This is a genomic window from Micromonospora sp. ZG13 (assembly GCF_059359355.1).
In genome coordinates this window covers 158,439-181,342 of the sequence record NZ_JCADBQ010000007.1, presented here as the reverse complement: position 1 = coordinate 181,342, position 22,904 = coordinate 158,439, and the positions used below count along the sequence as shown (strand labels likewise).

Sequence of the window (22,904 nt, the reverse complement as noted above, 5' to 3'; positions counted from 1 at the left end):
CAGCGGAGTACCGCAGTCGCGAACGAGGAGGGGCACCGATGAACACGCTGCTGTGGGTCGTGTACCCGTACCTGTCCCTGGTGGTGCTGGTCGGGGGGCTGATCTGGCGGCACCGGTACGACAAGTTCGGCTGGACCACCCGCTCCTCGCAGCTCTACGAGAGCACGATCCTGCGGTGGGGCAGCCCGCTGTTCCACTTCGGGGTGCTGATGGTCCTGATCGGACACGTCGGTGGCCTGCTGATCCCCGAGTCGTGGACCGAGGCGGTCGGCATCACCGAGCACGGCTACCACCTGATGGCCGTGTTCATCGGCACGATGGCCGGTTTCTGCACCCTCATCGGCCTGGGCATCCTCATCGCGCGGCGGCGGCTCACCGGCCCGGTCTTCGCCGCCACCACCCGCAACGACAAGGCCATGTACGTGGTGCTCGCCGGCGTGATCGTGCTCGGCCTGTGGGCGACCGTACGCGCCAACGTGTCGGGGCCGGGCTACAACTACCGCGAGACGATCTCCCCGTGGTTCCGGTCGCTGTTCTACCTGAGCCCGGACCCGGAGATCATGGCCGGCGTGCCGGTGGCCTTCCAGATCCACATCCTGGCGGCGTTCGCCCTCTTCGCGTTCTGGCCCTTCACCCGGCTGGTGCACGCGTTCAGCGCGCCGGTGGGCTACGCCACCCGCCCGTACGTCGTCTACCGCAGCCGCGACGAGCGGCCCGGGTTGCGCCCGGGTCGCCCCGGCTGGGAGGGCCCGCCGAAGCTGCCCACCCCGCGCTCCGGGCGCAGCCGCTCGCGCCGGTGACGGCCGGACCAGACGATTCGACGGAGAGCAGCCATGAGCATCCTCCCTGACGGACAGCCGACGCAGGCGACCTCCACGCCGGGTGCGGCCTCCCGCGGCGCTGGCGGCGGACCGGTGCCGGGCAGATCGGGCGCCACCACCCAGCTCGTCCTGGCCACCCTCGGTTTCCTGGTCAACTTCTGGGGCTGGGCGCTGCTGGGCCCGCTGGGACCGGGTATCAAGGACCGCCTCGACCTCAGCTTCGCCGCGCAGTCCCTGCTGGTGGCCGTACCGGTGATGGTCGGGTCGCTGGGCCGCATCCCGGTCGGCGCCCTGACCGACCGCTACGGCGCCCGGGTGGTCTTCCCGCTGGTCACGCTCGCCACGATCGTGCCGGTGCTGACCCTCAGCGTGGTCTCCTCCTATCCGGCGCTGATCGTGACGGGTTTCTTCCTGGGCATCGGCGGCACCGCCTTCGCCGTCGGCGTGCCGCTGGTCTCCGGCTGGTACCCGCCCGCGCGGCGCGGGTTCGCGATCGGCGTGTTCGGCATCGGCATGGGCGGCACGGCGATCGCCAACTTCACCACCGTCCGGCTCGCCGACGCCTACGGCTCCCGGGCGCCGTTCCTGCTGGTGGCCGCGATCCTCGCGGGCTACGCGGTGCTGTCGTTCCTGCTGCTGCGCGACGCGCCGGGGCGCGTCCGGCCGACCGGGTCGGCGTGGGCACGCCTCGCCGCGGTGGGCCGGCTGACCGTGACGTGGCAGTTGTGCTTCCTGTACGCGGTCGGCTTCGGTGGGTTCGTGGCCTTCAGCGTGTACCTGCCCGCGTACCTGAGCACCGCCTACGGGCTGGACGCCGCCGACGGCGCGTTGCGCACCGCCGGGTTCGTGGTCCTCGCCGTCCTCGCCCGCCCGCTGGGCGGCTGGCTCTCCGACCGGCTGCACCCGGTGCCCGTCCTGGTCTGGTGCTTCGCGGGGGTGGCCGCGTTCGCGGTGGTGCAGGCCTTCGAGCCGGCCCTGCTGCCCGTGGCGACCGTCGCGCTGCTCGGGATGGCGGTGCTGCTCGGCGCATCCAGCGGGGCCGTCTTCGCCCTCGTCGGCAGGGTCGCCCCGGCCGATCAGGTGGGCGCGGTCACCGGCCTGGTCGGCGCCGCCGGTGGGCTGGGCGGGTTCGTCCCGCCGCTGGTGATGGGCTGGGTGTACGGCGTGCAGGGGTCGTACGCCATCGGCCTGATGCTGCTCTCCGACGTCGCGCTGGCGGCGGCGGTGTTCACGGCGGTGAAGATGGGCGGCCTGGCCAGGCGCGACGCCTGAAGGCCGGGCGGAGCGGCCCGGAAACCCTTCCCGAGGCGTTACGGAAGCACTCCGAAAAATCCGGTCGACGGACACTCACACCGATCACACGAGGATCGGTGCGGGTGTCCGTCTTCGTCTCTGCGACTCCACTGACCTGCCATCTGGCGCGGGCATGTCGCGACAGGAGGCACCTTAGCTATCGTTAGTTTTCCGGAAATTCTTGCTCGTGCATGTATCGCGCTGCCATACTCCACATCCACCGGGGTCGATGACGGTGGGTTCGCGGCCCGTGCGCCGCAGCCCGCCGACCGGCCCGATTCGGCACACCCCACCACCCCGGTCCGCCACCGACGGTGCGGTCCGGACCCCGGAAGGAGCAGGAATGATCGAGAGGTGCGACCGGGACACCCGGCCGAGATCGCGCTCGCGCCTACACGCGGCCCTCGCCGTCGCCGCCGTGGGACTGCTCGCGGCGACCGGCGCCACGGTCCTGCCCGGCGCGGCGAGCGCCGGGACGACCCTGGGCGCGTCGGCGGCGGAGCGCGGCCGCTACTTCGGCGCCGCCGTCGCCGCCAACAAGCTCAGCGACAACACCTACGTCACGATCCTCAATCGCGAGTTCAACTCGGTGACGCCCGAGAACGAGATGAAGATCGACGCCACCGAGCCGCAGCAGGGGCAGTTCACCTTCGCCAACGCCGACCGCATCGTCAACCACGCCCGCAGCCGGGGCATGAAGGTGCGCGGCCACACCCTGGCCTGGCACTCACAACAGCCCGGCTGGATGCAGAACATGTCCGGCAGCGCCCTGCGTTCCGCCATGCTCAACCACGTCACCCAGGTCGCCACCTACTATCGCGGCAAGATCGACTCGTGGGACGTGGTGAACGAGGCGTTCGCGGACGGATCCAGCGGCGCCCGCCGCGACTCCAACCTGCAACGCACCGGCAACGACTGGATCGAAGCCGCCTTCCGCGCCGCACGCACCGCCGACCCCGGCGCGAAGCTCTGCTACAACGACTACAACACCGACGACTGGAGCCACGCCAAGACCCAGGCCGTCTACGCCATGGTCCGCGACTTCAAGCAGCGTGGCGTGCCGATCGACTGCGTGGGCCTGCAGTCGCACTTCAACAGCGGCTCGCCCTACCCGGGCAACTACCGCACCACGCTGTCCAGCTTCGCGGCGCTCGGCGTCGACGTCCAGATCACCGAGCTGGACATCGCCGGGGCCTCGCCCACCACGTATCGCAACGTGGTCAACGACTGCCTCGCGGTGGCCCGGTGCACCGGCATCACCGTCTGGGGCATCCGGGACAGCGACTCCTGGCGGGCCTCCGACACACCGCTGCTGTTCGACAACAGCGGCAACCGCAAGCCCGCGTACGACGCGGTCCTCGCCGCCCTGAACAACGGCACTCCCCCGCCGACCACGCCGCCGCCGACGACCGGCCCGACCACCCCGCCGCCGGGCGGCGGAAGCTGCACCGCGACCCTGCGCGACGGCACCCGGTGGGGTGACCGGTTCAACAGCGAGGTGACGGTCAGCGGCGCCACCAACTGGACGGTCGTCGTCGCGGTGACGCCCCCGCAGAAGGTCTCCGCCACCTGGAACGGCACGCCGAGCTGGGACGGCAGCGGAAACGTCATGACCATGCGCTCGAACGGCAGCGGCAACGTCTTCGGGTTCACCACGATGGCCAACGGCAACTGGAGCCGCCCGCAGGTCTACTCCTGCACCGCCTCCTGAGCACGGCCGCCGGACGGTCCCGGGGCGGCGCCCGCCGCGCCGCCCCGGGACCGCCGGGTCGACTCCGGCCCCGGCCGTCGGGCGCGTCGGCCGACAGCGGGGCCGGCGGCCATCGTGCGCGTCGCCGGAAGGGCGTTGGCGTGGACCGCAGTTACCTGACTAAAGTCAGGCTTCATGGAAGCGGAGCTCATCGCCGCCGTGCGGCGGTTCAACCGGACGGTGACCCAGCGGGTGGGGGCGCTCGACGACGAGTACATGGCGCGCGCCCGCCCTCTCGCGCAGGCCCGGCTGCTGTGGGAGATCGGCCCCGCCGGCGCCGAGGTCGCCGCGCTGCGGTCCCGGCTCGGGCTGGACTCGGGGCACCTCAGCCGCCTCCTGCGCGCCCTGGAGGGCGCCGGGCTCGTCACCGTCGGGCCGGCCGGGCAGGCCGGCGGGGACGCCCGGGTGCGGGTCGCCACGCTCACCGACGCCGGCCGCGCCGAGTGGGCGGAGCTGGACGCGCGCTCCGACGAGTTCGCCCGGTCGATCCTCGCACCGCTGACCGGGCGGCACCGCGAGCGGCTCGTCGCGGCGATGGCCGAGGTGCAGCGGTTGCTCGTCGCGTCGATGGTGCTCGTCGGGCCCTGCCCGCCGGGCGACCCGCGGGCCCGCGCGTGCGTACGGGCCTACGCCCGGGAGGTGGCGCGGCGCTTCGACGGCGGGTTCGACCCGGCCCGCAGCAACCCGGTCCGCGACGAGGAGCTCGTCCCCCCGGCGGGCGTGTTCCTGCTCGCCACGCTCAACGCCGAGCCGGTCGGCTGCGGCGCGGTGAAGCTGCACCCTGGCGCTCCCGCCGAGATCAAGCGGGTCTGGGTGGCGGACTCCGTACGCGGGCTCGGGCTCGGGCGGCGGTTGCTGGGCGAGCTGGAGCGGCACGCCGCCGAGCGGGGCTGGACCGCCGTCCGGCTGGACACCAACCGCAACCTCACGGAGGCGATCGCGATGTACCGGGCGGCCGGCTACCGGGAGATCGAGGCGTACAACGCCGAGCCCTACGCCCACCACTGGTTCGAGAAGCGACTGGCACCGTGACGACCCGACCGGCGCTTGCGGGACCCTCGACATTCATGGAAACTTGTCGATGCTTCTGAGCCGGATGTGATCGGGTAGCCGGGCAGCCCTCGATCGGAACCCCGCCCTGTCCGCCGTCTGAGGAGAGGAACAGTTGATGAGAGCCAGACTCCGACTGCTGGGCGCCGCCCTGGCCGCCGCCGCGCTGACCGCGCTGGCGGCGGTGGCGCTCGCCCCGCCGGCGTCCGCCGCCACCCTGACCGAGGTGACGAACTTCGGCCCCAACCCGAGCAACCTGCGCATGTACCTGTACGTGCCGGACGCCGTCGCGCCCCGGCCGGGGCTGCTGGTCGCGGTGCACTACTGCACCGGCACAGGCCCCGCCATGTACGCCAACACCCAGTACGCGGCCCTGGCCGACCGGTACGGCTACATCGTCGTCTACCCGTCGGTCACCCGCAGCAGCCAGTGCTTCGACGTCTCCTCCCCGCAGGCGCTGCGCCGCGACGGCGGCAGCGACCCGGTGGGCATCAAGTCGATGGTCGACCACGTCCGGCAGCGGTACGCCGTCGACCCCGACCGGATCTTCGCCACCGGCATCTCGTCCGGCGCCATGATGACCAACGTCCTGCTCGGGCTCTATCCCGACGTGTTCAGCGCCGGCGCGGCGTTCTCCGGGGTCCCCTTCGGCTGCTTCGCCACCACCAACGGCTCCGAGTGGAACAGCGAGTGCGCCAACGGCCAGGTCAGCCGGACCCCGCAGCAGTGGGGAGACCTGGTCCGCAACGCCTATCCGGGATACACCGGGCGGCGGCCGCGCATGCAGACGTGGCACGGGACGAACGACGAGGTGTTGCGCTACCCGAACTTCGGCGAGCAGATCAAGCAGTGGACCAACGTGCACGGGCTGAGCCAGACGCCGACGTACACCGACAGCCCGCAGGCCGGCTACACCCGCACCCGCTACGGCGGCAGCGGCGACCGGGCACCGGTCGAGGCGATCAGCATGCAGGGCGTGTCGCACAACCTGCCGGTCGACGCGGCGCAGGCGATCCGCTTCTTCGGCCTAGACACCACCGCTCCCCCAACGACCCCGCCCCCGACCACCCCGCCCCCGACGACTCCGCCGCCCAGCACTCCCCCGCCCAGCACCCCGCCGCCCGTGCCGGGCGGCTGCCGGGTCGGCTACACCGTCAACGCGTGGAACGCCGGGCTGACCGCCTCCGTCACCGTCACCAACACCGGCACCGCGACCGTCGACGGCTGGTCGCTGGCCTTCCCGCTGCCCGCCGGGCAGAACATCACCAACGGCTGGAACGCGACGTACGCCCCCACCAGCGGCGCGGTCACCGCCCGCAACGTCTCCTACAACGCCACCATCGCGCCCGGCGCGTCGGTCAGCGTGGGCTTCCAGGCCACCCACACCGGCGATACGGGGCGACCCTCCTCGTTCACCCTCAACGGCGTCACCTGCACGATCGCCTAACCGGCCGGGGCGGCGCCGACCCCGGCGCCGCCCCGACGGACAGCCGGTGCGCCACCGCAGCCGGTTCCCTGTTGCTACCGTCCCGGGATGCGGTGGACGGTGGCCCGACGGAGTCTCGCCGTGCTGGCCGGCTGGTACGCGTTCGCCGTGCTCGCGCCGGTCGCGGCGGCGACCTGGATCTTCGGCCCGGAGTTCCTGGGGCTGGGCTCGCCGAGGCCCGGCCCGGTGAAGCTGTGCGCGGAGCGGACACTGGCCTGCCACGGTCCCGGTCCGGACGTGTGGACCCTGCTTCGGCTCGGCGTACTGCCCCTGCTGGGCAGCCTCGCCATGTCGCTGCTGGTGCACCGGTTCCTCGTCGGCCGGGTCAGGTCGGCGACGGTCGCGGGCACCCTGGCGGCGTTCAGCGGCTGGCTCGGCTGCGCGCTGCTGACCTGCGGCCTCCTGTACCGCTAGCGACCAGTCGCCGCGGCCAGCAGGATGCGGCCCGGGATCCCGGACCCGCCGGTCCTGCGGGTCAGCGCAGCGTGGAGCCGGTCAGCGTCGGGTTGCGGGCACCCAGGAAGAAGATGCCGGGGTACCCGCGCGTCTCGAAGCCGTCGCTCGGGTTGCGGCGCAGGGTGGAGTCCTCGATCCGCATGGTGCCGGTGCGGTCGTTGCTGACGAAGAAGACGGCCCCGCCGCCCTCGTTCGCCTCGTTGCCCTCGATGATCGTGCCGGCGATCCGGACGCTGAACTCGTTGCCGTCGCAGTAGATCGCCCCGCCGCTGCCGCCGCCCGGCGTGCCGGCCCTGGCCGGGTTGGCGCCGGTGCCGACCGCCCGGTTGCCGGTCAGGACGCTGTTCAGCACCACCCAGCTGACGCCGATGCTGCTCAACGCGCCGCCGTTGGCGCAGACGCCGCCGTCGAACGTGCTGCCCACCACGTACACGGGCCTGTTCTCGTGCTGGCTGAGCACCCGGATGGCCGCGCCGCCCAGGTCGGGGCCGGTACGGTCGCAGCGGTTGCGCACGAACCGCGAGTTGACCACCTTGAACCGGCCGCCCCGGACGAAGATCGCCCCACCGCCGCCGCCCTCGGTCCGCTCGCCGCTGGAGTTGCCGTCGGCGAAGGTCAGGTTCTGCACGGTGAGCTGCGGGTGGTCCTGGTTGTGACAGTGCGAGGTGGTCCAACCCTGCGCTTCGTCACAGGTGTTCATGTAGAGGATCCGCCGTCGCCCCTGGCCGCTGAGGGTGACCTTGCCGCCGCCGTCCAGCACCACCCTCGGCCCGTTGGCGTTGCGGACCTTGGCGGTGGCCGTCATCGTGATCGTCACCGGGTCCGGCCCGCAGTCGAAGGTGATGACGCCGCCGGCCGCCACCGCCTTCACCACCGCGGCCGAGGTGCAGCTGGCGGCGGTGCCGCCGCCGACCGTCCGCGTCGGCTTCGACGTGTCGACGGCCCGCGCCTCCGCCGGCACGTCCGCGCCGCCCCTCGGGTTGCCGGCCTTCAACGTCCCGCCCTTCGTCGAGGGCCTGGGGGTCGCGCTCGCGGAGGGCCCGCCGAGGCCGGAACGTGCTGTCGGGGCGCTACCGGGGCTGGACGCCCCGACGGGGCCGGACGGCGCCGGCGCGGCCACCGGGGCCGACGCCGCGTCGCCGCCGGTCGTGGAGTTTCCGCAGGCGGGCAGGCCCGCCCCGGCGACGGTCAGGGCGAGCAGGGCGACAAGTGGCTTCACACGCACGCTGTGATGCTAGGAGCCACGCGGACCGATGAGCGAATCCGTCGCCCGGCTCGACATCCGCGCGCACCACCACGGGCCACGAAAGCCCACGGTGGTGCGTCTACCGGTTCGCGGGACGAACAACCGGGGTGGGCGCGCCGGAGGTCGGGGGAGCGCTGACCGGAGGAGCTTCGATCACCTTGCGGTCGAGGCTGACCTGTGCCGTGCCGGTGCCGCCGACCCGGATGTCGTCGTACGCCTTGAGCTGGCGGTCCGGGCCGAGATAGAGAACCGACATGGCAAGCGGTGTCGGCTCGTCGCCTTCGAGGCCTCGTAGTCCTGCCCCACCGGTGGAACCCTGCACCGACAGTCGCGTGGTCACCTCACCGGTCGGTGGCAGCACCGTCACCTCCCGGCGGTGGGTGTGCCCGGCCAGCACGACGGGCGCGAGGCCGTTGAGCGCGGGGGCGGACGCGGGGTCGTGCACCAGTGCGAGATCCACGGGGGCGTCCAGGGCGCGGATAGTGGTGGCCAGGAGTTCACCGGCGCCCTCGACCGTCGTCGGCGACTCGTCCCAGGGGCCGGAGGCCTCCTCCCGCTTGTCGGGAGTGAAACGGGGATCGGCGATCCCCGCGATCCTCAGCCCCGCGACGACCGTGACGGAGTTGTCGAGCACGACCGCGTTGGGCTGGCTCGCCACCGCGGCAGCGGTGCGGGGCGAGTCGTGGTTGCCGCGGATGTAGACGTAGGGCACGTCGAGCTGACTGATCATGGAGACGTAGGTGGTCTCGGGTTCGCTGCCCCAGTCGGTGATGTCACCGGTGTCGATCACCGCGTCGATGTCGTACTGGTCGACGACGGTCTTGATCACCGGCCAGGCGGCCGGATTGAGGTGCAGGTCCGAGACGTGCAGCAGCCTGGTGGTGTCCGGGGACGCCTGGTAGATCGGCAGGCTGGACACGGTGGCGTACAGCTTGCCGACGTTGCCCACCAGCCGTTGCAGTTGCTCGGCGTAGCGGCCGTAGTCGTCGGCGATCCGCTGGGCGTCACCGATCAACGCGGGGGCGTTGGCCAGCAGTCCCTCGTAGCGCGGCTCCGCAAGCGCCTGCGGTCGCAGCGTCGCGGCGGCGGTGCCGAGGGTGCCGCCGGTGATCAGCAGCGCCAGGCCGCCGGACCAGGCGACCCGGCGGACGGACCGGAAGGTCACGGCGGCGAGCAGCATCGAGGCCAGGACCGCCACCCCGAGCGTACGCAGCCCGAGACGCACCAGCGCGTCACGGAGGTCCTGCGGTGCGGTCTCCCCGGCACGGGCGAGAGCTGCGGGATCGTTGATCAGCGCCTCGGTCCGTCGTTGGTCCAGCGAGTCGAGGCGGGCGGTCAGCTGAGCGGGCCCCTCGTGACTGTCGAGGAAGAGCGACCCCAGGGGTGGCACGGCCACCTCGGTGCCTCCGTCCGCGGCGAGGGTCACGTGGAACGCGACCCGGAACGGGCCGACGTCGCTCTCGCCTCTGCCACCCAGCAGGACACCGACTGTGACGCCGACGCCGGTGACGGCCACGAGCGCGGCCACGGTCACGGTCCGCCTGGCCCATCGGGAACGGACGAATCGGGACGCACCTGTCCTGACGCCTCGCAGGGTCGGCATCATGTCGCGGTAGCGCGACCGACGGGCACCGGAGTGTGGGGTCACGGTCGGAGTCCGATCTGTTGCTCAGGAGGGGGCGGCCGGAAGCGCAGCAAACAGCTCCGGCCGCGACTGCGCCGGACGTGCGCCTTCCGACTGCCCGGACCTTCGACCTCACCGAAACCTGCACGCATGCAACAATCCCTGCGGCTGTCACGCTACCCGTCGGGACGCGGACCGGCTAGCTCCGCTGTCGGCCCCGACCGTCGGGCGGCGCCGCAGGTCCGGTTGCCTGGTCCTCCGGCACGCGCGCAAGAGCACGGCACTCCGACGATCCGTCACGGCCGAGGCCCCTGCGGGGCTGTCACACGGCGATCCGCGGTGAGCCGGTCGCGGATTCGTCCGCCCCCGCCGGTGACCCGGTGGCGGAAGGATCGGCGGAGATCGGCGTGCCGGGCGGGTCGCTGGGTCGGGGGTCCGGGACGGAGCCGTCGCCTGGCGGCGGCGATGCCGAGGCGCTGCTCGGCGGCGGGTCGGCGCTCGGCGACGGCTCCGTGCTCGGCGGCGGGTCCGTGCTCGGCGGCGGGTCGGTGCTCGGCGACGGCTCCGTGCTCGGCGAGGGATCGACGGGCGGTGGAGGCGTGGTGGTGTCCTGGGGGTGCCCGGTCGCCGGCGGGCTGGCGGGCGGCTGCGGGTCACCTCCCGGGTCGGGCTCCAGCGGAAGCGGATCGCTGTCCTGCGGAGTCGTGGGCTCCCCTGGCGCGGCGCCGGCGGACGGCGTGGAGGCAGTCTCACCGGCCGGCCGACCCTTTCCTGCCGGAGGGGCGGAGGCGGGTGGCGGAGCGGACCCGACGACGGGCGACGCGATCTGGCTGACCACCCGGTCACACGGCAGGCCGTTGACGGAGAACGCGACCGGAGCCCTCAGGCGTTCGGCCTCGACCGTCCCCCGCAGCGCCGCTGCCAGGGTCGCGCCGGGGGCCAGCGGCCTCGCCGGGGCGAGGGTCACGCGGCGGCGGTCCTGCTCCCAGGACGTGCCGGTGGTGAGCACCCGGTGGCCGGGAGGCAGCGCGAACGCCAGTGACCAGTCACGCAGCCACTGCCCCCCGATGTTGGTGACGGTCAGGTCGGCACGGAAGCTCCCGTCCGCCATCTGGTGGGCGGTGTACCGGGCGGCGCAGCCGCCGGACTGCGGATCGGTGCTGCCGTTGTCGCTGTCCGCGGCATCGTCGAGCGCGGTGAGGCCCGGCAGTTGGCCGACGAGTACCGCGGCGAGCAGGACCGCCGGTACGCCGACGGCGGCCCGGGAGCGGAGGCTGCGCAGACGTGCAGGGCCCGGTACCGGCACGGTCCCGGGCCGCGTGTCCGCGGTGCGAGCCGGAGCCCTCGGACCACCGGTGAGCTCACGGGTCCATCCGGTGGCCGCCGGCGGGTCGGACACCGCGGCCGCAGGCCGCACCGACACCACCTCCACGCCGGTGGCGCCCCGGAGGGCGACCGCCACCTGGGCGGCCTCCGGCCGGCGACCCGCTTCCGACGACAGGCAACGCCCCACCAGGTCGGCCACCTCGTCCGGCAGTCCGGGAACGGACGGGACCTCGGCAGCACCCCGGCCGCGCCGCAGCTCGGCGGGACTCAGCCCGCTGACACACTCGGCCAGCACCAGGCCCAGGGCGAAGATGTCGCCGGCTGGCGCCGCCGTGGCGCCGGCCGCCTGCTCCGGAGCCAGGTATGCCGGCGTGCCCCAGATCAGTTCCCCCTCGTCGGCGGGGTCCTGGCCGACACCGGCGGCGATGCCGAAGTCGACGACCTTGATCCCCCGGGAACCGAGCATCACGTTGCCGGGTTTGACGTCGCGGTGGACGAGTCCGAGGGCGTGTGCGGCGGCGAGGGCGTCCGCCACGGCGGCGCCCACCCGGGCGACTTCGCGCCAGGGCATCCGTCCCGACCGGCGCAGACAGGCGGCCAGGGTCTCGCCGTCGACGAACTCCATGACGAGGAACGGTGCCCTCCCCCTGCCCAGACGCCGCTGCTCGCCGTAGTCGTAGACGCCGGCGACGTGCGGATGGTCGAGTCTTGCCGCCGCGAGCGCCTCACCGCGCAGCCGCCCACGCGCCGCCGGGTCGTCCAGCAACTCCGCGGAGAGCATCTTCACCGCCACCGTGCGCTGAAGCCGCAGGTCGAAACCGCGCCAGACCACCGCCATGCCACCCTGCCCGACCGGTTCGTCGAGCCGGTAGCGCTGCTGCAGGAGTCGCATGTGTTCGTCTCCCCGGTCGTCGTACGGCGTCGACGCGGTCGGGGCGGGATTCCGCTCCGGTCGCGCCGTTGTTTCCGTCGACGCTGGGCGGTACCCGGCGCTCGTGGCCCAAAACCCCTGCTCAGCAGTCCTCCGGACGATGGCGGGGATTGTCATGCAACCGTCATCATCCTGCGGTCATGCCGCCACATGCGGGGGAAGTTCTTGTCCATGCGGCACGACGGAGAGGAGGGACCGCGATGGGTGGACGGCATGGCCGGGTGCGTCCGGCGCTGGCGACCCTTCCGGCGGTGGTCCTACTCGCCACGGGCTGCACGAGCCCACCGGCGGCCCCGCAGCCCAGTCCCGAACCGGTGCCCACCACCCGAGCCGGCACCGTCGCGCGAGCGGAGGTGGGCGACCGGCTCACCATGACCGCCGCAGTCGACCGGATCATCACCGACACCGCGTTCGTCGTACGCGACGAGGATCTGACCGGCGGCACCCTGCTCGTGCTGACGACGGGTCCGTCGGCGCCGGCTCCGCCGCAGCTCGTGACCGTGCGGGGCACCGTCATCCGGTTCTCCCACGGCGACCTCACCGTCCGCTACCGCCTCGGATCCCCGGAACCGTACCGGGCCTTCGAAGGTGGGCGGGCGCTCGTGGCCCAGGATCTGAAGGTCTGGCAATGAGCCTTTCGACGCGGCCCGAGCCCACGCGCGGGCCGGGTTCCGACCGCCATACCCACGGAGGAGCAGGATGACATCCGGTGCCCTTGTCAGCGCCATCGTCGTCGGTCTCGTCGCCGGCGCACTGGGTCGCCTCGCGGTCCCGGCACGTGAGGCGATACCGCGATGGTTGGCGCTGGTCCTGGGCGTCACCGCCGCCCTGCTCGCCACCGTCCTCGCCGTGCTGGGCGGCGTCGACGCCCGCAGCACCGGCCTCCCCGGAGTCATCGGCCAGGCGGGGTGCGCCAGCCTCACCGTCATTCTCGTCGCGACCTTCTCCGACCGCCGTCACCCTTCCCGTTAGTACGGTGGCCACCGACGACCGCCGGTCTGCCGGTGCCGTGACTTCCGCGGACCACCGGCTCTCCCCTACCAGGCGCATTCCGGTATCTCGCCGCCGACGGCTGCCTATGGTGGAGGCGACGCGACGGACGCGCGTGCGCCGTTCGCCACCGAGGACGATGGGCAAGCAGCATGGACCGGTTCCTGGAGGCTGTCTGGGACACGAGCAGCGTGGGCGGCCGCCTCGTGACCAGCGTCGTCCTGATCGTGCTAGCCATCGTGCTCGCCCCCCTGGCCGGCCGCCTGGCCACCCTCCGGGTACACGACACGACCAACCGTTACTACCTGCGCAAGGCGGTGCACTACCTGACCGTCGTGGCGTTGCTGTTCGCGCTGGCACTGCTGTGGCGGCCGTTCGCCGGCCGGGTCGGTGTGGTCTTCGGCCTGCTCGCCGCCGGTCTCGCGCTGGCCATGCAGGAGGTCATCGGCGCGTTCGCCGGATGGGTCAGCATCCTCACCGGCCGGCAGTTCCGCGTCGGTGACCGGATACAGATGTGCGGGGTCCGCGGCGACGTCCTGGACATCACCCCGCTGCGTACCCGCATCCTGGAGAGCGGCTCCTCCTCCGACCCGGAATCCTGGATCCGCGGCCGCCAGTACACGGGACGTGTGGTCTCGCTGTCGAACCGCTTCGTGTTCAGCGCACCGGTCTACAACAGCAGCACGGTGCTGGACCATCTGTGGGAGGAGTTGACCCTGCCCGTCCCCTACGAGGCGGACTGGCATCTGGCGGAGCGCATCCTGTGTGAGGAGGCGGAGAACGTCTCCTCGACGGTCGAGGCGCGAGGCGCCATCGAGCAGATGCGTCACCGCTACCCGGTCGCCGACGCGGAGGTCGATCCCCGCGTCTTCATCCGCGCCACCCCCAACTGGGTCGAGCTGTCGGCGCGGTTCGTGGTGCCGGTGCGCGCCGCACGACAGGTCAAGGACCAGGTCACCCGGCGGGTGCTGGACCGCTTCGCCGAGAACGGCATCCGGGTGGCGTCGGTGACGCAGGACATCACCGTCCACCCGCCGCAGTCCTCGGCTACCGGCGCCGCCCCGGATGGCCGTCGGTGACGGTCGCCGACCGGCGGGCGTACCAGCGACGGCCCGGCGTGGCGGTGACGCCGTGCACCACAGTGCTCGCGACCACCACCAGGCTGCCGGCCGCCCACAGCCGGGGATCCCGGGCTCCCTCCTCCTGGCTGTGAGTGAGATAGAACAGCGCCGACACGCCGATCGGCCCGAACCAGCCCAGGAACACCACGCTTCGCCGGGGCATCCCCAGTACGCGCTTCAGCGCGAGCACCACCGGCAGGCGACGCAACACCAGTACCGCGACCACGAAGGCCGCCAGGGGCCAGCCCAGATCGACCCAGTCACGCCACGGCACCTCGACGCCGAGCAGGAAGAACAACGGCAGCACCAGATAGCGGGTAAGCGCGTCGTCGAGCCTCTGCTCGGATGCACGTGACCGGTCGCCGATCACCGCGTTGTAGGCCAGACCGGCGGCGAACACCGCCAGGATGCCGTCCGTGCGTACCACGCGGGCGACCCCCAGTGCCGCGATGCCGAGCACGACCGTGAAGATCAGCAGGGAGCCCTCGTCCACGTCCTCCCGGGCCTCGGCTGTCATGACGGCCCGGCCGGCGGCGTAGCCGACCGCCAGGCCGACCACCACGGCCCCCACCACCCCCCACACCGCCGTGCCGAGCTGCCCGGCGAAGGATCCGGACGTCACGGCGGACAGCGCGAGCACGACGAACACGAAGGCGAGCCCGTCGTTGGCACCCGACTCGCCACTGATCACCTGACGTAGCCGAGCCGGCAGCTGCCGTTCGGCGGGCCCGCCCGAGACGACGCTGGAGGCGAGGACCGGGTCGGTCGGCGTCAGACAGGCACCCAGCAGCGCGGCCAGGGCCACCGGAAGGCCGAGGAGGAGCCAGGCCAGACCAGCGCTGACCACGGCCATACCCGCCATCGCGACGGCGAGGAGCACACCGATCGGGCGAATCACCGACCGGTACTCCGGCAGCGGAAAACGCAGCGCGACGGCCATCAGCGAGATGGCCAGCAGGACGCGGCTCGCCTCCAGGGTCAGTACGGACGCCTGGCGGTGGGGCAGGTCGATCAGCCCGAGGACCGGACCGACCAGTACGCCCAGCAGCAGCGCGAGCAGAGGCTCACTGACCGGTGCCTGACGGATGGAGCTGGACCAGAAGGCCAGCAGCACACCCAGGACACCGACCAGGGCGTAGCTGAGGTGAAGCGGGTCCATCCTGCGGCGCTACCCCCTTCGTGTCCGCTTCACACCCTTCACGCGGGCACCTGCCGCGGACGGTCGCGTCGACTCGGGTCCGGCCGCGACGCAGGCCGGGCAGGCGGCGGGCCCGGCCGCACAGCACTGCTCGCCCGAGAGGTGCGGGTCACGGTCCCCAGCGACGGAGCACCGGCGACTGATCCCGCCGGTTCCGGGCCGGCCAGCGCTGAGCCGACCAGCGTGCCGGAAGCACCGTCCCCCGTGCCTGGGTCGACGGACGGGGCGCGCCACGGTCCGTCGTACGTCACGATGGGGGTGTGCCGTCGAGGAACTGGTCGTCGTGAGCCGGCCCCGCACCGTGTCCGCGCGGCTCGCCGAAGTGCGGGAGAGCTTCTGGCTGGTGCCGGGGGTGTTCGCCGTGGGCGCGGTGGCAGTGGCCGGCGGCCTTTCGATGCTGGAGCTACAGCTGGACCTTCCCGTCGAGGGGATCCTGCCCAGCAATCCCGCGGGTGCCCGATCGCTGCTGTCGTCGATCATCACGGCGATGATCTCCTTCACCGCGCTGGTCTTTTCCATCACGGTCGTGGCCCTGCAACTGGCCAGCAGTCAGTACACACCGCGGGTCCTCCGGACGTTCCTCCAGGATCGGATCATCCAGGCGACGCTCGGTACGTTCGTCGCCACCTTCCTGTTCGCGATGGTGGTGCTCGCGGCGCTGCCAGCCCGGGACGGGGAGCGGTTCCCGGAACTGTCGCTCGCGGTGTCGATGTCGCTCGTCCTGGCCAGCACTGGCATCTTCATCTACTACCTGCACCACATCACCACGGTGATGAGGGTGTCGCACATCATCGCCTCGATCGGCGCCCAGACGCGGCGATCGATCGCCCGCCTACCCGCGCCGGACGAGCCGGCGGCGATGGTGCACGGCAAGGTCACGCAGACCGTGCCGGCCCCGGCCCCCGGGATGGTCAGCAACGTCGACCTCCCCCTGCTCTCTCGCCTGGCACGCGAGTACGACTGCGCCATCACCGTCGTCCCCGCCCCGGGTGACTTCGTCGTCGAGGGGGCACCGCTGGTGCGCGTCCACCGGGTGGTCGGCGCAACGGGTCGCCCGGTACCGAACGACGAGGCCAGCCAGGGAGTGACCATCGGCATGGAGCGCACCCCGGGCCAGGACGTCGGATTCGGCTTCCGACAGTTGGCCGACATCGCCGAACGCGCGCTGTCCCCGGCCGTCAACGACGTGACCACCGCCGTGCGCGCCGTGCAGGAGGCGCACGACCTCCTGCGCCGACTCGCCACCCGCCCCGACCCCGTCCACGTCGTCCGGGACGACGACAGCACCGTACGCGTCCGGGTGGACGGGGTCCGGTACGACCTCCTACTGGCCATGGTCGTCGACGACATCCGACTGGTCGCCGGTCAGCAGCCGCGCGTCGCGCGGCTGCTGGACGCTGTCCTGCGCGACCTGGCGACCGTCGCGCTTCCCGCACACCGGGCGGCGATCGTGTGTCGGATGTCGCCGGCAGCCGGCAGCAGCCACTGACAGCCGATGGCGCACCGCTCGCACGACCGTCGCGCGCGAACGTGGTCAGCGGGAGGGTTGGGGTGCCTCGCCCCGCCGCTGCGATTCGTCGCCGGCCCGTGACGCCGGCGGGACGAGTTGCTCGCGCAGGGCCGCGATCTCGGCGCGGAGGACGGCGATGTCCTCGCTCGTCGCCGCGGCCGCCTGCCCCTTGTCGGAGACCCGCTCCACGATCCAGGTGGCCAGCGAGCCCGTGACGAAACCGATCAGGCCGATCCCCCCGACCATGAGCCCCAGAGCCACGAACCGTCCGGCGTCGGTGACCGGATAGTGGTCCCCGTAGCCGACGGTGGTGATGGTCACCGCCGCCCACCAGAGGGCGTCGTCGAACGAGACGATGTTGGCGTCCGTGGCGGACTGCTCGGCGTCGAGCACGGCCAGCGCGGAGACCAGTACGAGCAGCATGGTGGTCACGCCGACATAGATCGCCAGCCGACCGCGGGCCCACGTCTCCGTCCTCCGGCTGAGCGTCAGCACCACGGTGACCAGTCGCAGCGCCCGCAGCGGCCGGAGGACGGGCAGCACCAGTACGGCCAGGTCGAACAGGTGACCCCGCAGGAACCGCCGCCGGTGCTCGGTCAGCCTCAGGCGCACCAGGAAGTCGGCCCAGAACGTCAACCAGATGAGGACCGTGGCGACCTCGCAGGTCCGCTGCCAGGGCGCCCCCAGGTCGGGTCGGAGGATCGGTGCCGCGTAGACGACGAGGAAGATCACCGACAGGACTGTCAGCGGGAGCGCCGTCCGGCGCTCCCAGCTCGTCGCCCGATCAGCGGGACGCGTGTGGTTTCTCGCCTGCATGACCGGTTCCACCCCGAAGTTTTGCGTGTATGCATGCAATCATTGCCGGGTGGGACTTTACGCGGAAAGCGATACCCGGTCGACTCTCGGCGGCGAGGAGCTGATCGACGGGCTCTCGGCCCTCAGTCGCGCCTTGGTGGGAATCACCGCCCGGACGCTGGCGACCCTCGATGTCGAGGTCACCCTGTCGCAGTACCGGACCCTGGTCGTCCTGGCCTCCCGAGGCCCGCTGCGCACCGTGGATCTGGCGGCTGCGCTGCACGTGCACCCCTCCACCGCGACGAGGACCTGCGACCGTCTGGTGCGCCGGGACCTGGTGGCCCGGCACCACCGGCCCACGGACCGGCGGGTGGCCCTGCTCACGCTCACGGAGGCCGGCAAGACACTGGTGGGCGATGTCATGCGGCACCGGACCGAGGAGATCCGGCGCCTGGTGCGGGCCGTCGCCACCTGTCCGCAGACGACCGCCGAGCTCATCACCTCGTTGGTGATCGCAGCCGACGAGCCCACGGAGGAACAGTGGTGGCACCGCTGGGAGCGCTGCGCCGTGGCGCCCTAGCGGCGGCCTCGGCGCACTCCTGCCGAGCGGCCCGCCCGCTACCCGGCATGGTCGACGACGTCGGCGAGACTGCTGCCGTCGCCCAGCTGTGACCGAGGGATGACGCTCAGACTGCCGTCGGTCTCCAACACCACCGCCGCGAGACCGTGGAGATCACCGGCGCCCTGACTGCGAGCGGCCTGCCGGATCTCGCTCTCGGCGACCCGGGCGCGGCGCATGGTGGCGTGACGCATCTGCCCGTCACGCAGCAGCATGGTCGGTCGTGCCTTGATCAGCCGTTGTGACGACGGCCAGCGCACGCCGAGCAGCGCGACCACGTACTGCAACGCCACCAGCAACAGCAGCGCCAGGATGCCCTCCGCCAGGGAGACGTCACGCGACAGGAGGATCGTGGCGAGGGTGGAACCCAGGGCCACGGTGACCACGAGGTCGAACGCGTTGAGCTTGGACAGGGTCCGCTTGCCGGACAGCCGCAGGATCAACACCAGCGCCGGATAGACGATCGCCGCGACGACGAGTAGACGCAGCAGGTCGGCGGGGTTCTTCAGCACCATCTCAGCGCCGTACCCGCGATGCGCGCCTCGCACGCGGCCGAACCGACGGCTCGTCTCCACGCGCGGAGGAGCCGAGGGGTACGCGGGCTGACCTGCGGGGCACCGACGGCGCGGTGCCTCTCCTTGACGAATCTGGGCGACGAACTTCGGTACACCTGCCGCAAAGCCGTATACCTTGAATAGGCACAAAGGCCGCTTATCGAACGACTCTGAAGAGCAGAGGACGCCATGCACGACTCACGCCCCGGGTGCACCCGACCGGGGGTACCTGTCCGCCTCAGCCGAGCCCGGCGGCGAGCCGCCGGCATCGCGCGGATGGTTACCGCACTCGTCCTGGCCGGGGGTGCCTACGCGCTGTTCGCGCCGGCCGCCCAGGCCCAGGAGGAGCCACGGTCGAGCGCCGCGGCGGCCGAGGGCGAGGCGTTGTTCGAGGTCGGCTGCATCACCTGCCACGGTCGCAGCGCCGGAGGGGTCGAGGGACGCGGACCCAGCCTGATCAACGTCGGTGGCGCCTCGGTCGAGTTCCAGGTCGGCACCGGCCGGATGCCGCTGGCTCGCCAGGAGGCTCAGGCGCAGCGCAAACCGCCGCTGTACACCGACGAGCAGGTCCGCCAGCTCGCCGCCTACATCGACTCCCTCGGGGTGGGGCCCGTAGTGCCGGACAACGTCGACGCCCTGGTCGACGAGGCCAACCTGGCCCGCGGCGGCGAGTTGTTCCGGGTCAACTGCTCGCAGTGCCATGCCTTCGGCGGCGGTGGCGGGGCGCTCTCCTCCGGCAAGTACGCCCCCAGCCTCTACCCCGCCAGCGACCGGATCATCTACGCCGCCATGCTCAGCGGCCCGCAGAACATGCCGGTCTTCGGCGACAGCACCCTGACGCCCGAGCAGAAGGCCGACCTGATCGCCTACATCCAGCGGGTGATCCAGACCGACAACGATCCCGGCGGGTTCAACCTCGGCCGCTACGGTCCGTCCACCGAAGGGCTGGCGGTCTTCCTGGTCGGGATCGTCGTGCTGGTGTTCGCGAGCCTCTGGATCGCGGGCAAGTCGTGACCGGACACCGCGCCCAACAGAGCCGGGAGCCGGTCGACGTCACGGATCGGTCGTTGTCCCGCTTCGAGGTCGTACGCGAGGGCGCGCGGCGTGACGACATCGAGATCGTGCACTACGAGCCCCAGGTCGCCGCCGGCTCCAAGGCCGAGCGCCGCCTGGTCCGTACCGTCGCGGTGTTCTTCCTCGTCGCGGGACTCGCCGCCACCGCGTTCCTGGTCGTGTTCATCTGGTGGCCGTGGCGCTACCAACTCCTCGGCGAGATCGAGGAGTACTACACTCCGCTGCTCGGGACGACGATGGGCATCGCCCTGCTGGGCATTGGGTTCGGGGTCCTCGTGTGGGGCAAGAAGCTGTTGCCCAAGGAGGTGTCCATCCAGGACCGCCACGAAGGTGCGGTCTCCGCCGACGAACGCGCCGTCACCGGACAGACCATGCTCTACATGGTCGACGAGATCGGTGTGAAACGTCGCCCGCTGCTGGGTGTCTCGCTGCTCGCGGGCCTCGTTCCCCTCGGCGCGGTCGCCGCCGCGCCCCTTGTCGGCGGTCTCATCGCCGACCCCCACAAGGACAACCAGCTGTTCCGCACCGGCTTCGCCCCCGCAGACGACCAGGGCGCCGTCACCCGCGTGCGGCTGGTCCGCGAGGACGGCCGGCCGGTACGCCCCGCCGACCTGCTCCCCGGCGGGCAGGTCACCGTCTTCCCCGGCATCCCGCACGGCGTCAGCAACCAGTACGCCGACTCGGTCACCCTGCTCATCCACCTGCGGGCCCAGGACGCCCTGCGGGCACGCGAGAACAACGAACAGGCCGGCAAGCAGGACTGGATGTGGGGCAACTACATCGCCTATTCCAAGATCTGCACCCACGCCGGCTGCCCCGCCAGCCTCTACGAACAGCAGACCAACCGGCTGCTCTGCCCCTGCCACCAGTCGCAGTTCCTCATCACCGACAACGCCAAACCCATCTTCGGCCCCGCCAGCCGGCCCCTTCCCCAGCTCCCCATCGAGGTCGACGACGAGGGCTTCTTCGTAGCCACTTCCGACTACCAGGAACCCATCGGCCCCGACTTCTGGGAACGCCCCTGACCACGCAGCGCCACCGGCCGCCCGCTCCCGGAGGCCAGCGGGCGGCGAGTGCGAATCGTGCGGCTACGGCCCATCTCGGTGGACGTCAACCGGCATGCCACGCCACCGGTCAGGGCGCCGCGACGGCCGGGAAGCCACCGACCAGCGCGGTCACGGCGCGACGGATCAGGACGTGCGCCGCCGGGCCGGTGCCGCGGGTGAGCGCGACGTGGTGCAGCAGGCCGGCCACCGCGAGGCCCAGCGCCTCCGTGTCGACGCCGGCGGGCACCCGCCCCAGTTCCTGTTCGGCGGCCAGGTAGTCGGCGCTCGCGCGTTCGATCGTCCGCAGCACGGCGTTCCCGGCGCCCAGCACCGCTTCGACGCCCGCCGTCAGTTCCGGCCGGTGAGCCGTCAGCCGGGTCAGGGCCAGCAGCGCGCCCCCCGGCACCGCCAGGACGGCGTCGCTGAGGTTCCCGACGACCGTGCCGGTCCCCGCGCGCCCCGCCAGGGCGGCCACCTCGCCGGCGATCTGGAAGGTCCGGTCGACCGCGTAACCGACCAGGAAGTCGTCGAAGTTCGCGAAGTGCGCGTACAGCAGCCCGGTGGCGACCCCCGCCTCGCGGGTCACGGCGCGGCCGGTGAGGCGACCGGGCCCGTCCTGCGCGATCACCCGCTCGACGGCGGCGAAGAGCTGCTGCCGGGGCTCTTGGGTGGCGACTCCGCGTGGCATGCCCGGATTCTAGGCGCCGTGCGGGGCCGCCGTTGCGCGAGTATGAGCAAACGCTCATACTGGTTTGAGCATATGCTCATTCTTGAGGCGAGGAGCACGGATGAAGCACGCGGTGATCGTCGGCGCCGGCATCGCCGGACTGGCCACGGCCCTGCGTCTGGAGCGGGACGGATGGCGCACGGTCGTGGTGGAGCGCGCCCCGGCCCGCCGCAGCGGTGGCTACCTGGTGAACCTGCTCGGGCCGGGCTACGACGCCGCCGAGCGCCTCGGTCTGCTCCCCGCGCTGTCCCCGCGGCAACTGGGTCTGTTCACCACCGTGCTGGTCCGGGCCGACGGGCGGCCCAAGTTCACCGTGCCGTCGGCCGTCGCCGAGGCCGCCCTCGGCGAGCGGACCATGACGGTGTTCCGGGGCGACCTGGAGACCGCCCTGTACGAGGCGGTGCGCGACCGCACCCGGTTCCGCTTCGGCACCACGATCACGTCCGTCGACCAGGACGCCGACCGGGTACGGGTCACGCTCAGCGACGGCAGCACGCAGGACGCCGACCTGCTCGTCGGGGCCGACGGGGTCCACTCCGCGACCCGTACGGCGGCGTTCGGCTCGGGGTTCCGGGTCGACCTGCCGTACGTGGTGGCCGCGTTCCCGCTCGCCGGTCCCGTGACGGACGTACCGCAGTCGTCCGCCACCACGTTCATCGGCCGGGGACGCACGGCGGCGATCGTCGACCTCGGCCCGCGACGGTCGTCGGCGTTCTTCACGTACCGGTGCCCGGACCCTCCCGCGCAACTGCGGCGCGGACCGGGGGCCGCGCTCGCCGAGGCGTTCGGCGACCTGGGCGCGGGCGTGCCGGACGCGCTGCGTCAGCTCGACAAGGACCCGTCCGACGCCTACTTCGACGCGGTCAGCCAGGTGGTCATGCCGCGCTGGGGCACCGGCCGGATCGTGCTGCTCGGCGACGCGGCCTGGTGCGTCACCCTGTTCGCCGGACACGGCGCGGCCCTCGCGCTCGCCGGCGCCGAGCAACTCGGCGCAGCCCTGCGTCGACACGACGACGACATCCCGGCGGCCCTGGCCGAGTGGGAGGTTGGCCTGCGGCCGGAGGTCACCAGACGACAGGCACTCGCCCGCCGGGGAATGCTCCAGTACGCGCCGCCCAGCCGGTTCCACGTGTGGATGGGCGACGTGACGATGCGGGCGATCACGCTGCCGGGCATCCGCGGTCTCGTCCGGCGCGGCATCGAACGTACGAGCCGGTGACGCCCGGTCAGAGGCGCGCGACGAGCACCTCGGCCACCGGCCTGGCATCGGCCAGGTTCCGCGCGGCC

General features: G+C 72.2%; 21 protein-coding genes. 14 read left to right on the top strand and 7 right to left on the bottom strand.

Annotated elements, in window-relative coordinates:
• Positions 1–38 precede the first annotated feature (38 nt).
• The 6 genes from narI to AC5L34_RS17275 all read left to right on the top strand — a co-directional run bounded on the left by narI (position 39) and on the right by AC5L34_RS17275 (position 6,814).
• Positions 39–800, top strand: coding sequence for a respiratory nitrate reductase subunit gamma (gene narI / locus AC5L34_RS17300; RefSeq protein ID WP_441177530.1), 762 nt, complete (start codon positions 39–41; stop codon positions 798–800).
• Between the two features lie 33 nt (positions 801–833).
• A complete protein-coding gene (locus tag AC5L34_RS17295) occupies positions 834–2,093 on the top strand; it encodes an MFS transporter (RefSeq protein ID WP_441177529.1) in 1,260 nt (419 codons plus the stop codon).
• A gap of 364 nt (positions 2,094–2,457) precedes the next feature.
• Positions 2,458–3,825, top strand: coding sequence for a glycoside hydrolase family 10 protein (locus tag AC5L34_RS17290; RefSeq protein ID WP_441177528.1), 1,368 nt, complete (start codon positions 2,458–2,460; stop codon positions 3,823–3,825).
• Positions 3,826–3,999: 174 nt separating this feature from the next.
• Entirely contained in the window at positions 4,000–4,896 is an 897-nt protein-coding gene (locus tag AC5L34_RS17285; protein ID WP_441177527.1) for a GNAT family N-acetyltransferase, read from the top strand.
• Positions 4,897–5,032: 136 nt separating this feature from the next.
• On the top strand, positions 5,033–6,361 hold the full coding sequence (locus AC5L34_RS17280; protein WP_441177526.1) for an extracellular catalytic domain type 1 short-chain-length polyhydroxyalkanoate depolymerase: 1,329 nt from the start codon (positions 5,033–5,035) through the stop codon (positions 6,359–6,361).
• A gap of 87 nt (positions 6,362–6,448) precedes the next feature.
• A complete protein-coding gene (locus tag AC5L34_RS17275) occupies positions 6,449–6,814 on the top strand; it encodes a hypothetical protein (RefSeq protein WP_441177525.1) in 366 nt (121 codons plus the stop codon).
• A gap of 61 nt (positions 6,815–6,875) precedes the next feature.
• Here the strand turns inward: AC5L34_RS17275 and AC5L34_RS17270 are convergent, their stop codons facing one another.
• The 3 genes from AC5L34_RS17270 to AC5L34_RS17260 all read right to left on the bottom strand — a co-directional run bounded on the left by AC5L34_RS17270 (position 6,876) and on the right by AC5L34_RS17260 (position 11,944).
• Positions 6,876–8,081, bottom strand: coding sequence for a hypothetical protein (locus tag AC5L34_RS17270; RefSeq protein WP_441177524.1), 1,206 nt, complete (start codon positions 8,079–8,081; stop codon positions 6,876–6,878).
• 100 nt (positions 8,082–8,181) lie between these two features.
• Positions 8,182–9,705, bottom strand: coding sequence for a metallophosphoesterase family protein (locus AC5L34_RS17265; protein WP_441177523.1), 1,524 nt, complete (start codon positions 9,703–9,705; stop codon positions 8,182–8,184).
• A gap of 343 nt (positions 9,706–10,048) precedes the next feature.
• A complete protein-coding gene (locus AC5L34_RS17260) occupies positions 10,049–11,944 on the bottom strand; it encodes a protein kinase domain-containing protein (protein ID WP_494825900.1) in 1,896 nt (631 codons plus the stop codon).
• A gap of 239 nt (positions 11,945–12,183) precedes the next feature.
• On the opposite strand from AC5L34_RS17260, the gene AC5L34_RS17255 reads away from it, so the two are divergent.
• The 3 genes from AC5L34_RS17255 to AC5L34_RS17245 all read left to right on the top strand — a co-directional run bounded on the left by AC5L34_RS17255 (position 12,184) and on the right by AC5L34_RS17245 (position 14,052).
• Entirely contained in the window at positions 12,184–12,615 is a 432-nt protein-coding gene (locus AC5L34_RS17255; protein WP_494825898.1) for a hypothetical protein, read from the top strand.
• Between the two features lie 67 nt (positions 12,616–12,682).
• A complete protein-coding gene (locus AC5L34_RS17250) occupies positions 12,683–12,955 on the top strand; it encodes a GlsB/YeaQ/YmgE family stress response membrane protein (protein ID WP_441177520.1) in 273 nt (90 codons plus the stop codon).
• 170 nt (positions 12,956–13,125) lie between these two features.
• Entirely contained in the window at positions 13,126–14,052 is a 927-nt protein-coding gene (locus tag AC5L34_RS17245) for a mechanosensitive ion channel family protein (protein WP_441177519.1), read from the top strand.
• Here AC5L34_RS17245 and AC5L34_RS17240 read toward each other — a convergent pair.
• Positions 14,021–15,253, bottom strand: a complete 1,233-nt coding sequence (locus tag AC5L34_RS17240; protein ID WP_441177518.1) for a cation:proton antiporter domain-containing protein — start codon at positions 15,251–15,253, stop codon at positions 14,021–14,023. The genes AC5L34_RS17245 and AC5L34_RS17240 overlap by 32 nt on opposite strands.
• 322 nt (positions 15,254–15,575) lie before the next feature.
• On the opposite strand from AC5L34_RS17240, the gene AC5L34_RS17235 reads away from it, so the two are divergent.
• Positions 15,576–16,781: a DUF2254 domain-containing protein gene (locus AC5L34_RS17235; RefSeq protein WP_494825895.1), complete on the top strand. Its 1,206-nt coding sequence runs from the start codon at positions 15,576–15,578 to the stop codon at positions 16,779–16,781.
• Between the two features lie 45 nt (positions 16,782–16,826).
• Here the strand turns inward: AC5L34_RS17235 and AC5L34_RS17230 are convergent, their stop codons facing one another.
• Positions 16,827–17,618 (bottom strand): potassium channel family protein, encoded by a 792-nt coding sequence (locus AC5L34_RS17230; RefSeq protein WP_494825894.1) that lies wholly within the window; start codon positions 17,616–17,618, stop codon positions 16,827–16,829.
• Between the two features lie 100 nt (positions 17,619–17,718).
• On the opposite strand from AC5L34_RS17230, the gene AC5L34_RS17225 reads away from it, so the two are divergent.
• Positions 17,719–18,177, top strand: a complete 459-nt coding sequence (locus tag AC5L34_RS17225) for a MarR family winged helix-turn-helix transcriptional regulator (protein WP_494826007.1) — start codon at positions 17,719–17,721, stop codon at positions 18,175–18,177.
• A 38-nt stretch (positions 18,178–18,215) separates the two neighbouring features.
• Here the strand turns inward: AC5L34_RS17225 and AC5L34_RS17220 are convergent, their stop codons facing one another.
• Positions 18,216–18,731 (bottom strand): DUF421 domain-containing protein, encoded by a 516-nt coding sequence (locus AC5L34_RS17220; RefSeq protein ID WP_441177515.1) that lies wholly within the window; start codon positions 18,729–18,731, stop codon positions 18,216–18,218.
• 228 nt (positions 18,732–18,959) lie between these two features.
• On the opposite strand from AC5L34_RS17220, the gene qcrC reads away from it, so the two are divergent.
• Positions 18,960–19,784 carry a cytochrome bc1 complex diheme cytochrome c subunit gene (gene qcrC, locus AC5L34_RS17215; RefSeq protein WP_441177514.1) on the top strand — a complete coding sequence of 275 codons (825 nt, stop codon included), beginning with the start codon at positions 18,960–18,962 and terminating at the stop codon, positions 19,782–19,784.
• A complete protein-coding gene (qcrA, locus tag AC5L34_RS17210; RefSeq protein WP_441177513.1) occupies positions 19,781–20,869 on the top strand; it encodes a cytochrome bc1 complex Rieske iron-sulfur subunit in 1,089 nt (362 codons plus the stop codon). Before qcrC ends, qcrA begins: the two co-directional genes overlap by 4 nt.
• Positions 20,870–20,978: 109 nt before the next feature.
• Here qcrA and AC5L34_RS17205 read toward each other — a convergent pair whose 3' ends face one another.
• Positions 20,979–21,578, bottom strand: a complete 600-nt coding sequence (locus AC5L34_RS17205) for a TetR family transcriptional regulator (protein ID WP_494825891.1) — start codon at positions 21,576–21,578, stop codon at positions 20,979–20,981.
• A gap of 100 nt (positions 21,579–21,678) precedes the next feature.
• On the opposite strand from AC5L34_RS17205, the gene AC5L34_RS17200 reads away from it, so the two are divergent.
• Positions 21,679–22,836, top strand: a complete 1,158-nt coding sequence (locus AC5L34_RS17200; protein WP_441177511.1) for an FAD-dependent oxidoreductase — start codon at positions 21,679–21,681, stop codon at positions 22,834–22,836.
• Positions 22,837–22,904 lie beyond the last annotated feature (68 nt).

What these genes read in the sequence shown, in the direction of transcription:
- narI (WP_441177530.1), top strand. Translation starts at nt 39, where the DNA reads ATGAACACGCTGCTGTGGGTCGTGTACCCGTACCTGTCCCTGGTGGTG.
- AC5L34_RS17295 (WP_441177529.1), top strand. Translation starts at nt 834, where the DNA reads ATGAGCATCCTCCCTGACGGACAGCCGACGCAGGCGACCTCCACGCCG.
- AC5L34_RS17290 (WP_441177528.1), top strand. Translation starts at nt 2,458, where the DNA reads ATGATCGAGAGGTGCGACCGGGACACCCGGCCGAGATCGCGCTCGCGC.
- AC5L34_RS17285 (WP_441177527.1), top strand. Translation starts at nt 4,000, where the DNA reads ATGGAAGCGGAGCTCATCGCCGCCGTGCGGCGGTTCAACCGGACGGTG.
- AC5L34_RS17280 (WP_441177526.1), top strand. Translation starts at nt 5,033, where the DNA reads ATGAGAGCCAGACTCCGACTGCTGGGCGCCGCCCTGGCCGCCGCCGCG.
- AC5L34_RS17275 (WP_441177525.1), top strand. Translation starts at nt 6,449, where the DNA reads ATGCGGTGGACGGTGGCCCGACGGAGTCTCGCCGTGCTGGCCGGCTGG.
- AC5L34_RS17265 (WP_441177523.1), bottom strand. Translation starts at nt 9,705, where the DNA reads ATGCCGACCCTGCGAGGCGTCAGGACAGGTGCGTCCCGATTCGTCCGT.
- AC5L34_RS17260 (WP_494825900.1), bottom strand. Translation starts at nt 11,944, where the DNA reads ATGCGACTCCTGCAGCAGCGCTACCGGCTCGACGAACCGGTCGGGCAG.
- AC5L34_RS17255 (WP_494825898.1), top strand. Translation starts at nt 12,184, where the DNA reads ATGGGTGGACGGCATGGCCGGGTGCGTCCGGCGCTGGCGACCCTTCCG.
- AC5L34_RS17250 (WP_441177520.1), top strand. Translation starts at nt 12,683, where the DNA reads ATGACATCCGGTGCCCTTGTCAGCGCCATCGTCGTCGGTCTCGTCGCC.
- AC5L34_RS17245 (WP_441177519.1), top strand. Translation starts at nt 13,126, where the DNA reads ATGGACCGGTTCCTGGAGGCTGTCTGGGACACGAGCAGCGTGGGCGGC.
- AC5L34_RS17240 (WP_441177518.1), bottom strand. Translation starts at nt 15,253, where the DNA reads ATGGACCCGCTTCACCTCAGCTACGCCCTGGTCGGTGTCCTGGGTGTG.
- AC5L34_RS17230 (WP_494825894.1), bottom strand. Translation starts at nt 17,618, where the DNA reads ATGCAGGCGAGAAACCACACGCGTCCCGCTGATCGGGCGACGAGCTGG.
- AC5L34_RS17220 (WP_441177515.1), bottom strand. Translation starts at nt 18,731, where the DNA reads ATGGTGCTGAAGAACCCCGCCGACCTGCTGCGTCTACTCGTCGTCGCG.
- qcrC (WP_441177514.1), top strand. Translation starts at nt 18,960, where the DNA reads ATGCACGACTCACGCCCCGGGTGCACCCGACCGGGGGTACCTGTCCGC.
- AC5L34_RS17205 (WP_494825891.1), bottom strand. Translation starts at nt 21,578, where the DNA reads ATGCCACGCGGAGTCGCCACCCAAGAGCCCCGGCAGCAGCTCTTCGCC.
- AC5L34_RS17200 (WP_441177511.1), top strand. Translation starts at nt 21,679, where the DNA reads ATGAAGCACGCGGTGATCGTCGGCGCCGGCATCGCCGGACTGGCCACG.